The organism is Atopomonas hussainii (assembly GCF_900109735.1).
Classification (GTDB): Bacteria; Pseudomonadota; Gammaproteobacteria; order Pseudomonadales; family Pseudomonadaceae; genus Atopomonas; species Atopomonas hussainii.
Window position 1 is genome coordinate 18,035 of record NZ_FOAS01000002.1, and the last position, 13,655, is coordinate 31,689.

Below are 13,655 nucleotides of genomic sequence, written 5' to 3' on the forward strand. Positions count from 1 at the left end.
CAAGTGCTTAGCGCTAAGCCTATTTGGCCGATGAACGGCTTAACTCATAAGCGCAGATGTTCACTGTGCTGGCGAGGTTGAGCGACTCAATCGCGCCGCTGCCGGCAATGGTAAAGGCCTGCGCGCCCAGTGCAGCCAGTTGCTCGCGGGGTACACCGCGGGCTTCGTTGCCGAACAGGTAGCAGTCGCTGGCGTGGAAGGCGGGGCTTTGTAGGCTGTCGCCGTGCATGTCGAGGCAGGCGATGTGCTTAAAGCGCGCCGGCAAGCTGTCTAGGCTGACATCTAACTCCAAGGGCGTGTGGAAGATCGCGCCCATGCTGGCGCGCACCACTTTGGGGTTGTAGGGGTCGACACTGCCGGGGCTCAGCAGGCAGCGAAAGCCGCCGAACCACGCCAGCGTGCGCAAGATAGTGCCGAGGTTGCCGGGGTCTTGGATCTCATGCAGGTAAATCGCCCGCTCATTGTTGCCTGCAGGGCTGCTGCTCTGCGGCAGCATAGGCACCACGGCGATGATGCCCTGCGGGGTTTGGGTGTCGGCAATGCTGGCCATCTGCTTTTGGCTGATCAGCTGGGTTTTAAATGGACTTTGCCAATGTTCGTAGGCGGCGCTGACATACAGCTGGCTGCGTAGCAGCGCGGGGTTTTGCTGGGCGGCTTTTTCAAGCTCCAGCACTAAATGCTCGCCTTCGAGCAGAAAGTGGCCGAACTGGGCGCGGTACTTTTTCTGCTGCAGTTTTTTGATGTCGTCGAGCTTCATGCCGGTGCCGTATCGTTGTGAGTGGCGAGCATAGAGCGCGCGACGGCTTCGGCGACCTTGATGCCATCCACCCCGGCAGAAAGAATGCCGCCGGCATAACCTGCGCCTTCACCAGCAGGGTACAGACCTTTGAGGTTAAGGCTTTGCAGGGTTTCGTAATCGCGGGTGATGCGCACCGGTGAGCTGGTGCGGGTTTCGATGCCGGTGAGGATGGCGTCGTCACGATCAAAGCCGCGAATTTGCTTGCCGAAGGCCGGCAGGGCTTCGCGGATTGCCTCGATGGCGTAGTCGGGTAACGATGGTGCCAAGTCGCCCAAGCGTACACCGGGTTTGTACGACGGCTCGACTTCGCCAAACTCGCGCGATGCCTTGCCGCGTATAAAGTCGCCGACCAATTGCGCGGGGGCGCAGTAGTCGCTGCCGCCAAGTTCATAGGCGCGCGACTCTAGGCGTTCTTGAAACTCCACCCCAGCCAGCGGGCCACCGGGGAAGTCTTGCTCAGGATTGATGCCCACCACGATGCCTGCGTTGGCGTTGCGTTCGTTGCGCGAGTATTGGCTCATGCCGTTGGTGACCACGCGCTCAGGCTCCGAGGTCGCCGCCACCACAGTGCCGCCCGGGCACATGCAGAAGCTGTACACCGCGCGGCCGTTTTGCGCGTGGTGTACCAGTTTATAGTCGGCGGCACCCAGCTGCGGATGGCCGGCGTATTTGCCCAAGCGCGCTTGGTTGATCAGCGATTGCGGGTGCTCAATACGGAAGCCCACGGCAAACGGTTTGGCTTCAATGAAGACGTTTTGCCGGTGCAGCATGCGGAAGGTATCGCGCGAGCTGTGCCCTAAGGCCAGAATCACGTGGCGGCTGTGCAGGGTTTCGCCGTTGGCTAATACCACGCCTTCAAGCTGACCATCGTTAATCACCAAGTCGGTGACTTTGCTTTCAAAGCGCACTTCGCCGCCCAAAGCGATGATTTCTTCGCGCATGGTTGACACCACGCCCGTCAGGCGGAAGGTGCCGATGTGTGGCTTGCTGACGTACATGATTTCTTCCGGCGCGCCGGCGCGGACGAACTCGTGCATCACCTTGCGGCCGTAAAACTTCGGGTCTTTGATCTGGCTATACAGCTTGCCGTCGGAGAACAGCCCTGCGCCGCCTTCGCCAAATTGCACGTTGGACTCGGGGGTCAGGGTTTTCTTGCGCCACAGCGCCCAGGTGTCTTTAGTGCGGCGGCGCACATCTTTACCGCGCTCGAGCACAATCGGCTTAAAGCCCATCTGTGCCAGCAGCAGGGCAGCAAACAAGCCGCAGGGGCCAAAGCCCACCACAATCGGCCGTTCGCTGAGCGAGTCTGGCGCGTGGCCGACAGGGTAGTAGTGCGTGTCCGGCGCTGGGCGAATGTGTTTGTCATCGGCGAAGCGTTGCAGCAGGGCGGCCTCATCGCGCACTTCGACGTCGATGATGTAGATAAACAAAATCACGCTGTTCTTTTTCCGCGCATCGTAGCTGCGCTTAAACACAGTGAAGTTGATCAGCTCGGCAGCGCTAATCTGCAGGCGGGTAACAATGGCTTCACGCAGCGCGTCGGCAGGGTGATCCAGCGGCAAAGACAGTTCGGTAATACGAATCATAGGGCAAGCCTGGCCGGTGACTCCGGCAAAGGGAATAAGGACAAAAAGCAGGCCGCTATTGTACGCGCCGGATCTGGCGGCTGTCAGTTTGTCGCCTGGGCGATTTAACCTGCAGGCGCCTCTGGGCCTATAATTGCCGCCACTTTGTGGTCGCGCGGTTTCATCGCGTCTGGCCCGCACATTGATTTCGGTGGTTAGTTCGCGAATGAAACGCTCGAAAAGCAGCCGTCGTTGGCTGGATGAACACGTCAACGATCCCTACGTTAAGCAAGCGCAAAAAGATGGTTTGCGCTCGCGCGCCAGTTACAAGCTGATTGAGCTGGATGAAAAAGACCGCCTGATTCGTCCCGGCATGCTGATCATGGATTTAGGCTCGGCCCCCGGTGGCTGGTCGCAAATCGCCGGGCGTATGGTGGGCGATCAGGGGCGGGTGATTGCCACCGATATCTTGCCGATGGATTCGCTGGAAAACGTCGACTTTATTCAAGGCGACTTCACCGACGATAAGGTCTTCCAACAGTTGTTGGATATGTTGGATGGCCGCCAGCCGGATCTGGTGATTTCCGATATCGCGCCGAATATCAGCGGCGTGGCGGTGGCCGACCAAGCGGCGGCGATGTACTTGGTCGAATTGACGTTGGACATGGTGCGTCAAGTGCTCAAGCCTGGCGGCAATTATGTGGTCAAAGTATTCCAAGGCGATGGTTCGGATCAGTTTTTGAAAGACATGCGCACCTCGTTCGACAAGGTGATGATCCGCAAGCCCGATGCCTCGCGCTCACGCTCGCGTGAGGTATACATGGTCGGAAAGGGTTTTAAAGGCTGAGGCTCTGTTGTCTCAGTGTTTGCTAACGCGGCTGCCGCTGGGCGGCTGTTCATCGAATGAATTGAGGAGTTCCCCCATGGCTCGCGCAAGCGCACGTCACATCCTGGTGGCCACCGAGGCCAAGTGCAACGAACTGAAAGCCGCTATCGAAGGTGGTGCCGATTTCGCTCAAGTGGCGAAAGACAATTCCAGCTGTCCGTCTAGCCGTCAGGGCGGCGACTTGGGCACCTTTGGTCGTGGGCAGATGGTGAAAGAGTTCGATGCTGTGGTGTTCAGCGCGCCGGTGGGTGTGGTGCAAGGTCCGGTGAAAACCCAGTTTGGTTATCACCTGCTGGAAGTGACCAGTCGCCAAGACTGAGTTTTTCTAGGCACTAAAAAACCGCCAAGGCGTTCGGCCAAGGCGGTTTTTTTATGCGCGCTGCTTAAGCGCTACGCGCCATCTGGTTTTCTAGGAAGTCTTCTTCTAACAGGTGGTCGGCGTGGCTGATGCCGATGTTTTCTTCACGCTGCGCGGCGGCGCGTTTGGCGCGCAGTTTGCCCATGTGGTGGTCAAGCGCGTGGCTGAGTTTTTCCAGTGCACCGTCTAAGGCGAACTCCAGTGATTCTGCCTTGTGCGTGACGGAGAGCGGGGCTTGCCCTTTGGGGCGGGCTTCGATGTGGCAGCGCTTATCAGTGGCGCCAGACTTGTGGGCGTTTTCGTCGGCTAGGTGCACAACAACGCGGGTGAGATCATCGCCGTAGCGGTCAAATTTGTCGGTAACGGTTGCACTTACCCAATCGGCTAAACGAGCACTGCCTTGGATGTGGTTGTCACTATGAACCTGGATTTGCATAGGGCATTCCTTATTCAACTCAACAACTTAGTCTTCACGTCGGCAGCGCACTTAAGCGCTAACGGTGCGCAGTGATCGCTGCATCGACACTTTCAGCCTACGCCATGTTGCGTGCTTTGGGGAGCTTTGTTGCATTCAGAAATACGTTTGTCTGATCTAAGACAAAAACAAAGCCCCTTGCGGCATTGCCGGCAAGAGGCTTTGTAATGACACTAAGGTGCCGGAATAGCGGCTTAGACGTTAAAGCGGAAGTGCATCACGTCACCGTCTTTGACGATGTAGTCCTTGCCTTCTAGGCGCCATTTGCCGGCTTCTTTGGCACCGGCTTCGCCGTTGTATTGGATGAAGTCGTTGTAGCCGATGACTTCGGCGCGGATAAAGCCTTTCTCGAAATCGGTGTGGATTACTGCGGCGGCCTTCGGTGCGGTGGCGCCGATTTGCACGGTCCAGGCGCGTACTTCTTTCACGCCAGCGGTGAAGTAAGTTTGCAGGTTGAGTAGCTCGTAACCGGCGCGGATGACGCGGTTTAGGCCGGGTTCTTCCATGCCCATGGTTTCGAGGAACATTTGCTTTTCTTCGTCGTCATCCAGCTCGGCGATTTCGGCCTCAATCTTGTTGCACACCGGCACCACCACGGCGCCTTCTTCGGCGGCGATGGCTTTGACCGCATCTAAGTGCGGGTTGTTTTCGAAGCCTTCTTCGCTGACGTTGGCGATGTACATCACTGGCTTGCTGGTCAGCAGGTGAAAGCCGCGAGCAATGGCGCGTTCTTCGGTGCTGGCGTTTTTCAGCAGGCTGCGCGCCGGCTTGCCTTCTTGGAAGTGCGGGATCAGCTGCTCCAGCACGGCTTTCTGCGCCAGTGCTTCTTTGTCGCCGCCTTTGGCATTACGCGTGACGCGCTGCAGTTGTTTCTCGCAGCTTTCTAGGTCAGCGAAGATCAGCTCAAGGTCGATCACTTCGATATCGCGCTTGGGGTTTACGCTGTTGCTGACGTGAATCACGTTGTCGTCTTCGAAGCAGCGCACCACGTGGGCGATGGCGTCGGTTTCGCGGATGTTGGCGAGGAATTTGTTACCCAAGCCTTCGCCCTTGCTGGCGCCTTCGACGAGGCCGGCGATGTCGACGAATTCCATGCTGGTGGGGATGACCTTCTCAGGTTTGACGATCTCCGCCAGCGCGTTCAGGCGGGCATCGGGCATCGGCACGATGCCGCTGTTGGGCTCGATGGTGCAGAAGGGGAAGTTTTCTGCGCCGATACCGGCTTTGGTCAGAGCATTGAACAGGGTGGACTTGCCGACATTGGGTAGGCCGACGATGCCGCAGTTAAATCCCATGGTGTGTTCCTCCGCCGGTGGGCGTGTAATCAGGCTTTTTGGCTGTGCAGGCGTTGCATGGCGGTTTTTAGGTCGCCGTCGAGCAGTTGCGGCAGCACGGCCAAGCTGTTGGCGATGCTGGCTTCGATCAGTTCTTGCTCGTTGCGCGGGGCGCGGCCAAGTACGTAGTTGGAGACCAGCTTGCTGTCGCCCGGATGGCCAATGCCAATGCGCAGGCGCTGAAAGCTGTTCTGGTTGGCCATTTGCGCAATGATGTCGCGCAGGCCGTTGTGTCCGCCATGGCCGCCACCTTGTTTGAGTTTCGCCACGCCCGGCGGCATATCCAGTTCGTCATGCGCGACCAGAATGCTCTCGATGGGGATGCGAAAGAAACCCGCCAGTGCAGCCACGGCTTGGCCGCTGCGGTTCATGTAAGTGGTGGGGATGAGGAGGCGGACGTCCTGATCTTGATGGCGAAAGCGCCCAGTCAGGCCGAAATACTTGCGGTCGGCAGCGAGGGTCACACCCTCGGCCGCCGCCACACGTTCGACGAACCAGGCTCCGGCGTTATGCCGCGTCTGCTCGTATTCGACGCCTGGGTTGCCCAAGCCTACGATCAGTTGGATAGCGGTCACGCGCGGAGCCTAGCCAGTAACAGGCGAGCCTGTTACTCCTCGTCTTTCTGCTCTTCTTCGGCAGCGTCAGCGGCCGGAGCTTCTTCAGCGGTAGTTTCTTCAGCAACACGCGGCTGGTGAACGTTGGCGATAGCCAGGTCGTTCTCGTGGCTCAGTGCTACAGACTCAACGCCTTCCGGCAGCTTCAGGTCAGACAGGTGAACTACCTGGCCCAGCTCTACCTTGGACATATCAACGGCGATGAACTCCGGCAGGTTGCGCGGCAGAACTTCGATTTCAATGTCGTTGGCAGTGTGAGAAATAGCGCCGCCTTGTTGCTTCACGCCCACGCAGTCTTCTTCGTTGATGAAGTGCAGCGGTACGGTAACGGTCAGCTTCTGGCCTTTCACTACGCGGATGAAGTCAACGTGAGTCACGCTGTTCTTCGCCGGGTGACGCTGCAGGTCCTTGATCAGTACGCTTTCTTTGGCGCCGTCGATAGACAGTTCCAGAACGTGCGAGAAGGCTGCTTCGTTTTCCAGCAGTTTAACCAGCTCTTTGAAAACCAGGCTGATCGGCTGGGGGGCTTTGTCGGCACCGTAAACGATAGCGGGAACCAGGTTGGCGTTACGACGCAGGCGGCGGCTCGCACCTTTCCCCATGTCAGAACGCGCTTGAGCGTTAAGGGCAAAGTTAGTCATGTTAAGACTCCTAAAGTAAAAACGCGCCCGCAACACTTGCGACCAGCGTTGCGGGCGTTGATCCTGCCGAGGCAGCGTTAAATCAGTGCGATTAGCGGAACATCGCGCTGATGGATTCTTCGTTGCTGATGCGGCGCATGGCCTCGGCGATCACCGGGGCAATGTCGAGCTGGCGAATGCGCGTGCAATTTTGCGCAGCGGCCGACAGCGGAATGGTGTTGCTGACGACCAGCTCGTCGAGAACGGAGTTTTCCAAGTTCTCAATCGCGCGGCCAGACAACACCGGGTGTGTAGCGTAGGCGCAGACTTTGTCGGCACCGAAATCTTTCAGCGCTTTGGCGGCGTGGCACAGAGTGCCTGCGGTGTCGACCATGTCGTCGACCAGTACGCAGGTGCGGCCTTGTACGTCACCAATAATGTGCATCACCTCAGACTGGTTAGCCTTCGGACGGCGCTTGTCGATGATCGCCAGATCAACGCCCAAGTTCTTCGCCACGGCACGGGCGCGAACTACGCCGCCGATGTCCGGTGAAACGACCATGAGGTTTTCAAAGCGCTGGGCTTGGATATCGTCCACCAGGGTCGGTGAGCCGTAGATGTTGTCTACGGGGATATCAAAGAAGCCTTGAATTTGGTCGGCGTGCAGGTCGACGGTCAGTACACGGTTCACGCCGACGACATTGAACATGTCGGCAATCACCTTGGCGCTGATCGGTACACGCGCTGAACGAGGACGGCGATCCTGACGGGCGTAGCCGAAATACGGCACCACGGCGGTGATACGTGTGGCAGAAGAGCGACGCAGGGCGTCGGCCATCACGATCAGTTCCATCAGGTTGTCGTTGGTCGGCGCGCAGGTCGGCTGGACGATAAACACGTCCTTACCACGCACGTTTTCATTGATTTCTACGGCGACTTCGCCGTCAGAGAATTTGCCAACGGAAACATCACCCATGGGGATGTGCAGTTGACGAACGATTCGGCGGGCCAGATCGGGGTTGGCGTTCCCCGTGAAGACCATCATCTTGGACACGCGGCAGTACCTGTAGGGCTGTGTCAGGGGGATGCTGGAAAATGGCAGGGGCGGCTGGATTCGAACCAACGCATGGCAGGATCAAAACCTGCTGCCTTACCGCTTGGCGACGCCCCTGTAACTTTAAAAATATGGCAGGGGCGGCTGGATTCGAACCAACGCATGGCAGGATCAAAACCTGCTGCCTTACCGCTTGGCGACGCCCCTGTATATCTCTTACTGATGCAAGCTTTGCAGTGCCTTGTGCAACATGGAAATGTTGCTGCCCTTGGCGACAAAGTGCTGCAGGCCACCCTCAAGAGAGCGCGAAACTTTATCAGCTTCTTGCTGGCTTGGAAAGCTTGTAAAACAACAAGCTCCGGTACCTGTTAGCTTGGCTGAAGCAAATTTGTTCAGCTGCATCAATGCGTTACGAATTTCCGGGTAACGCAGCTCAACCACTGGCAGGCAATCATTGTGCCCCTCCTGCGTTTGAGCGGCGGCTAATGTAATGGCGGGTGTGTTACGTGTCAACCGCTCATCACAGAAAATTTCTTTAGTACTTACATGCACTTGCGGCACAGCGACGACAAACCAAGGCTCGTCTAAGGTGACCGGCGTGAGTTGCTCGCCCACGCCTTCGGCAAAGGCCGCGTGGCCGCGCACGAATACCGGCACATCAGCACCCAGTTGTAGCCCCAGACTGGCGAGCTGATCGAGGTCGAACTGGCACTGCCAAATCAGGTTTAACCCCAACAGGGTGGTGGCGGCATTGGAGCTACCGCCGCCGATGCCGCCGCCCATGGGTAAGCGCTTGTGGATGCGTATATCCGCGCCGCGTATGCTGCCGCTGGCTTGTTGCAGCATTTTTGCGGCTTTGACGATGAGGTTGTCGTCGTGCGCGACGCCGGGCAGGGCGTCGTGCAGTTGAATAACGCCGTCATCACGCAGGCTAAAGGTCAGTTCATCGGCGTAGTCGAGAAACTGAAACAGCGTTTGCAATTGATGATAACCGTCGGCGCGGCGACCGAGGATGTGCAAAAACAAGTTGAGCTTGGCCGGTGCCGGCAGGCTGATTTCACGCAGCATGGTTAACGACCCAGCAGGCGAGGTTGCCACTCTTTCACTACCAAGGTGATGTTTAGGTCATGGCCGCTTAGCGTTAGGCGAGCCGGTAAATCGCCCAGCTCGCTGGGTTGATAGCGGGTGTAGCGAATGTCCCAGCCATCTTGGCGCAGTTGGCTTAAGCGGCTGTCGCTGTCGAGGGTCAGCTGGCTGGGGCTGTCTGGGGCCGGTAGGCCACGAATCCACCAGAGTAAATGTGACACCGGCAAACGCCAGCCGAGGCGCTCTTCGAGTAAGGCTTCAGGGCTGGCGGCGCTGAATTGGCCTTGGTTGGCCAGCTCTAGGGTGACTTGCTGGCGATGCCCGTGCAGGCGCGCGGCACCTTGGCCGAGCGGGCCGGCCAGGCGGATGTCGAAATAATCATTGCGTTGCAGCCAAAACAGCGTGGCGCTGCCGGATTCGGCGGGGGTGCGTACGCCCAGTTTGCCGCTGATTTGCCAGGCATTGATGGTCTTGATTTGCTGGCTATGCGCTTGCCAGCGCTTTGGGTCGGCATCGCCTTGCAGTTGTTCTTGCGGGGTGTGAGTGGCACACGCGGTGAGCAGCCCTAGCAAGGCGGCTAGGGCGAGGTGTTGCAACGCTCTCATGGCTGCGCTCCTTGCAGACGTTCGATGGTGCTCTTCAAAACGGGGCTGTCGGGCTTGCCTTTAAGGGCGTCTTGCCAGACTTGCTGCGCTTCATCGCGCTTGCCTTGTTGCCAGAGCACTTCGCCAAGGTGCGCGGCGACTTCGTGGTCGGGGAATTGCTCATACGCTTGGCGCAGTAAGCGTGCGGCTTCATCCAGATTGCCAAGGCGGTAATTCACCCAGCCAAGGCTGTCGATGATCGCCGGGTCGTTGCCGTTCAGTTCGTAGGCTGCTTGGATTAGCTCCAGCGCTTCTTGGTAGCGCGTGGTGCGGTCGGCCAAGGTGTAGCCCAGTGCGTTGAGCGCCATGGCATTGTTCGGTTCGCGGTCGATGATAAAGCGCAGATCTTGCTCAAGACCGGCAAGGTCGCCGCGTTTTTCCGCCAGCATGGCGCGGGTGTAAATCAGGTCGAGGTTGTCGGGGTTTTCCAGCAGGGCCTTGGCCAAAATGCGCCAGGCACGCTTGATTTGCTGGTGCTCGGCCAAGCCTTCGGCCTCAATCAAGTACAGCTGAATGGCGTAGTCGGGCTGTTCTTGACGGGCGTGGGCGAGAATTTGCTGCGCTTCGGCAAAGCGTGCGGTGGCAAACAGTTGATTGGCCAGTTGCATTTGCGCAGGCAGGTATTCGTTGCCGGGGCGCACTTGGCTGAAGTGTTCGATGGCAAGGTTTGGCTGCTTTTGCTCCACGGCAATCAGGCCCAGATTGTAGTGGGCGGTATCCAGATGCTCACCACGGTTGAGCAGTACGCTGAGTTGCTCGCGGGCGCTGTCGAGGTTGCCTTGCTGCATTTCCAACAGGCCCAGCGACAACAGCAGGTCATTATCGCCGGGGTACAAGTCAACCAAGCTGGCGAACTCGTCGCGGGCGAGGTCTTCTTTACCTTGCTCGATCAGTAGGCGCGCGTAGGTTAAACGCAAGCGCTTGTTGTTAGGCTTGGCTGCGACGGCGTCGGCCATCAGCTGGCGAGCGGCTTTGCTGCGTTTTTGCTCGTTCAGCAGCTGGGCGCGGAGGATGATCGCCGGGGTTTCCTGTTCGCTCGCCGATTGGCTTTCTAGCAGGGTTAACGCGTCGGCTTTTTGTCCGCTTTGCTGCAGCAGCAGGGCTTTGGCAAAGATCAGTTGGCTGTTGTTGGGGTGTTTTTCCAGTAGGCGCTCGAAGCTTTGCAGCAAGGCGTCGCGAGTGTCTTGGTCGGTTTCTGCGGCAGATAAGGCGAGAAAATCGAAATGGGTTTTGCCTTGTGCGTTGAGCACCACTTCCATGTGTTCCAGCGCTTCGTCTAAACGACCGGCACGGGCCAGTTGCACGGCAGCAGCACGTTGCGCGGCGATGTTGTCCGGCGCGCGCTTCACCCAAATCTCGGCGCTATCCAGCGCGGCTTGATGGGCGCCTAGGTAATCGGCGATGTGATAAGCGCGCTCGGCCACGCCAGCATCTTGGGTCAGGTGGGCCTGTTGCACATAGTTGCCTAAGGCAATGTCGAAGCGATTGCGCTGCCCGGCCAGTTCGGCCACCAGCAGGCTATACAAGGTGTCGCGCTCGAAGTTGCGGTAGTGCTGGGGCTTGGCGTCGCTACTGGTGTTGTTGTTGGCTGTGTCGGTGAGCGGTGCCGTCACCGGCGCCTGTGGCGTGGTGAAGCTTTGGCAGCCAAACAGAGTGAGACTGGCGAACACTAACGCGAGAGGTTTAGTCATGATGCGGTGGGGCAGGCTGTCCTTAAGAATGCTTGAATGATGACATATGCGCTGCATTCTTGCCTGCTGACATGTGTTTGATTGATAGCCGTCAAGCGCGGGTGGTTGTAGGGCGTGCGCTTAACGGGGAAAATACCCCGCTTATAAGTAGGTTAGGTCTGTAGCGGCTGCATGGCATTTCTCGCCCTTGGTATCAATCACAAAACAGCCTCGGTTTCGGTGCGCGAAAAAGTGGCGTTTGTGCCTGAGCGTATGGTTGAGGCGCAGCAGCGGTTTTGCAGCGAAACCGGCAGCCACGAGGTGGCGATTCTCTCCACCTGCAATCGCACCGAGCTGTACTTGGCTCACGAGCATGCTGACCCGCAGCCCTTGTTGCACTGGCTGGCGAATTATCACGGCGTGCCGCTCGGTGATTTAAGCGCCTGCGCCTATGCCCACCCGGCAGAGCACGCGGTGCAGCACATGATGCGCGTGGCTTGCGGGCTCGACTCTATGGTGCTTGGCGAGCCGCAGATTCTCGGTCAGATGAAATCGGCCTATGCCGTGGCGCGCGAGGCCGGCACCGTTGGCCCTATGCTCGGGCGTCTGTTTCAGTCGACGTTTAATGCCGCCAAGCAAGTGCGCTCCAGCACGGCGATTGGCGAGAACCCGGTCTCGGTGGCGTTTGCCGCCGTTAGCCTGTCGCGGCAGATTTTCAGTGATTTACGCCATAGCCAAGCGCTGCTGATCGGCGCGGGCGAAACCATTACTTTGGTTGCTCGGCACCTGCACGAGCAGGGCATTAAGCGCATCGTGGTGGCCAACCGTACGCTAGAACGCGCGCGTGCTTTGGCCGAGCAGTTCGGCGCGCATGCCGTGCTGCTCTCAGAAATCCCGCAAGAGTTGGTCAATAGCGACATCGTGATCAGCTCGACCGCCAGCCAGTTGCCGATTTTGGGCAAAGGCATGGTGGAAAGTGCGCTGAAAAAGCGTAAGCACCGGCCGATTTTTATGGTGGATATCGCCGTGCCGCGCGATATCGAGCCGCAAGTTGGCGAGCTGGATGACGTGTACTTGTACAGCGTCGATGACCTGCAAGAGGTGATCAACGAAAACCTCAAGAGCCGCCAGCAGGCCGCGCAAGCCGCCGAAGAGCTGGTCGCGCAATGCGTTGCCGACTTTATGCAGCAAATGCGCGCGCTGTCGGCGGTGGATGTGGTGCGCAGCTACCGTGAGCGCGCCGAAAGCCTGCGTGATGAAGAGTTGGCCAAGGCCCTACGTGCGCTGCGTAATGGCTCGTCTGCCGAGCAGGCACTGCAACAATTAGCCCGCGGCCTGACCAATAAGTTGGTGCACTCGCCCAGCGTGCAGCTGAAAAAACTCTCCGCTGCGGGGCGCCAAGACGCCCTGACCCTAGCGCAAGAGTTACTCGCGCTGAACACTCCCGATTCCCTGACTTGAGGTGCTATGAAAGCCTCGCTGTTAACCAAGTTAGATACGCTGGCTGAGCGCTTTGAAGAGCTCGCCGCGCTGCTGGCCGATGCCGAAATCATCATGGATCAAACGCGCTTTCGCGCTTACTCCAAGGAGTACGCCGAGCTTGAGCCGGTGGTGAAAGCCTATGAAGCCTTCCGCGCCGCGCAGGCCGATTTGGCCGAGGCGCACGTGCTGAGCAAAGACAGCGACGCCGATTTGCGCGAGATGGCCGCGGAAGAAATCCAGCGCTGCGAGGCGCTGATTAGCGAGCTGGAAGTCGAGCTGCAAAAGATGCTCTTGCCGCGCGACCCTAACGATGGCCGCAATGCCTTCTTAGAAGTACGCGCCGGCACCGGCGGTGACGAGGCGGCCATTTTTGCCGGTGACCTGTTTCGCATGTACTCGCGCTATGCCGAGCGCCAGGGCTGGCGGGTCGAGATTCTCTCCGAAAACCCCGGCGAGCACGGTGGTTATAAAGAAGTGATCAGCCTAGTGAGTGGCGATGGCGTGTACGGCAAGCTCAAGTTTGAGTCTGGCGCGCACCGCGTGCAGCGTGTGCCGGCCACCGAGTCGCAGGGGCGCATTCATACCTCGGCGTGCACTGTGGCGGTGATGCCCGAGCTGGATGAAGCAGCTGCCGTGGAGATCAACCCGGCGGATTTGCGCGTCGACACCTACCGCGCTTCCGGTGCCGGTGGTCAGCACGTGAACAAAACCGAATCGGCGATTCGCATTACTCACCTGCCGTCTGGCTTGGTGGTGGAGTGCCAAGAAGAGCGCTCGCAGCACAAGAACCGCGCCAAGGCCATGTCGCTGCTGGCCTCGCGGCTGCAAAGCGCACAGCGCGAAGCGGCTGATCGTGAGCAATCGGAAACCCGCCGCTTGCTGGTCGGCTCGGGGGATCGCTCCGAGCGTATCCGCACCTATAACTACCCGCAGGGCCGCGTGACCGATCACCGTATCAACCTGACCCTGTACAGCTTGGATGACATCGTTGCCGGCGGCGTAGACGCGGTGCTCGAGCCGCTGCTGCAAGAGTACCAAGCCGACCAGTTGGCTGCGTTGGGCGATTAA

General features: G+C 58.8%; 14 protein-coding genes and 2 tRNA genes. 4 read left to right on the plus strand and 12 right to left on the minus strand.

Features of this window, described 5'->3' with window-relative positions:
• Positions 1–19: 19 nt before the first annotated feature.
• Positions 20–757, minus strand: a complete 738-nt coding sequence (locus BMX80_RS01755; RefSeq protein WP_074864455.1) for a TrmH family RNA methyltransferase — start codon at positions 755–757, stop codon at positions 20–22.
• Positions 754–2,385, minus strand: coding sequence for an NAD(P)/FAD-dependent oxidoreductase (locus tag BMX80_RS01760; RefSeq protein WP_074864457.1), 1,632 nt, complete (start codon positions 2,383–2,385; stop codon positions 754–756). Before BMX80_RS01760 ends, BMX80_RS01755 begins: the two co-directional genes overlap by 4 nt.
• Before the next feature lie 205 nt (positions 2,386–2,590).
• Between BMX80_RS01760 and rlmE the strand changes: the two genes are divergently transcribed.
• Together rlmE and BMX80_RS01770 are read left to right on the plus strand one after the other, a co-directional pair.
• The gene (gene rlmE / locus BMX80_RS01765) at positions 2,591–3,211 is read left to right on the plus strand and encodes a 23S rRNA (uridine(2552)-2'-O)-methyltransferase RlmE (RefSeq protein WP_071871892.1); all 621 of its coding nucleotides are present in this window, start codon (positions 2,591–2,593) and stop codon (positions 3,209–3,211) included.
• 76 nt (positions 3,212–3,287) lie between these two features.
• Positions 3,288–3,569, plus strand: coding sequence for a peptidylprolyl isomerase (locus tag BMX80_RS01770; RefSeq protein WP_074864459.1), 282 nt, complete (start codon positions 3,288–3,290; stop codon positions 3,567–3,569).
• Positions 3,570–3,633: 64 nt separating this feature from the next.
• Here BMX80_RS01770 and BMX80_RS01775 read toward each other — a convergent pair whose 3' ends face one another.
• From BMX80_RS01775 to BMX80_RS01820, 10 genes are all read right to left on the minus strand, one after another.
• Positions 3,634–4,044 carry an HPF/RaiA family ribosome-associated protein gene (locus tag BMX80_RS01775; protein WP_074864460.1) on the minus strand — a complete coding sequence of 137 codons (411 nt, stop codon included), beginning with the start codon at positions 4,042–4,044 and terminating at the stop codon, positions 3,634–3,636.
• 233 nt (positions 4,045–4,277) lie between these two features.
• Positions 4,278–5,378 (minus strand): redox-regulated ATPase YchF, encoded by a 1,101-nt coding sequence (gene ychF / locus BMX80_RS01780; protein WP_074864462.1) that lies wholly within the window; start codon positions 5,376–5,378, stop codon positions 4,278–4,280.
• A 29-nt stretch (positions 5,379–5,407) separates the two neighbouring features.
• The gene (pth, locus tag BMX80_RS01785) at positions 5,408–5,992 is read right to left on the minus strand and encodes an aminoacyl-tRNA hydrolase (RefSeq protein ID WP_074864464.1); all 585 of its coding nucleotides are present in this window, start codon (positions 5,990–5,992) and stop codon (positions 5,408–5,410) included.
• 32 nt (positions 5,993–6,024) lie between these two features.
• Positions 6,025–6,672, minus strand: coding sequence for a 50S ribosomal protein L25/general stress protein Ctc (locus BMX80_RS01790; protein ID WP_071871887.1), 648 nt, complete (start codon positions 6,670–6,672; stop codon positions 6,025–6,027).
• A 91-nt stretch (positions 6,673–6,763) separates the two neighbouring features.
• Positions 6,764–7,705 (minus strand): ribose-phosphate pyrophosphokinase, encoded by a 942-nt coding sequence (locus BMX80_RS01795; RefSeq protein WP_071871886.1) that lies wholly within the window; start codon positions 7,703–7,705, stop codon positions 6,764–6,766.
• A 42-nt stretch (positions 7,706–7,747) separates the two neighbouring features.
• Positions 7,748–7,822 (minus strand) — tRNA-Gln (locus BMX80_RS01800).
• A gap of 15 nt (positions 7,823–7,837) precedes the next feature.
• Positions 7,838–7,912, minus strand: a tRNA-Gln gene (locus BMX80_RS01805).
• A gap of 9 nt (positions 7,913–7,921) precedes the next feature.
• Positions 7,922–8,773 carry a 4-(cytidine 5'-diphospho)-2-C-methyl-D-erythritol kinase gene (ispE, locus tag BMX80_RS01810; RefSeq protein WP_074864465.1) on the minus strand — a complete coding sequence of 284 codons (852 nt, stop codon included), beginning with the start codon at positions 8,771–8,773 and terminating at the stop codon, positions 7,922–7,924.
• Between the two features lie 2 nt (positions 8,774–8,775).
• Positions 8,776–9,396: a lipoprotein insertase outer membrane protein LolB gene (lolB, locus tag BMX80_RS01815; RefSeq protein ID WP_074864467.1), complete on the minus strand. Its 621-nt coding sequence runs from the start codon at positions 9,394–9,396 to the stop codon at positions 8,776–8,778.
• Positions 9,393–11,126, minus strand: a complete 1,734-nt coding sequence (locus BMX80_RS01820; protein WP_074864469.1) for a tetratricopeptide repeat protein — start codon at positions 11,124–11,126, stop codon at positions 9,393–9,395. The genes lolB and BMX80_RS01820 overlap by 4 nt, the downstream gene beginning before the upstream one ends.
• Positions 11,127–11,297: 171 nt before the next feature.
• Here BMX80_RS01820 and hemA point away from each other — a divergent pair, with 171 nt between their 5' ends.
• Complete coding sequence (gene hemA / locus BMX80_RS01825; protein ID WP_074864470.1) at positions 11,298–12,566, plus strand: glutamyl-tRNA reductase; 1,269 nt, start codon at positions 11,298–11,300, stop codon at positions 12,564–12,566.
• A gap of 6 nt (positions 12,567–12,572) precedes the next feature.
• Positions 12,573–13,655, plus strand: a complete 1,083-nt coding sequence (prfA, locus tag BMX80_RS01830) for a peptide chain release factor 1 (protein WP_074864472.1) — start codon at positions 12,573–12,575, stop codon at positions 13,653–13,655.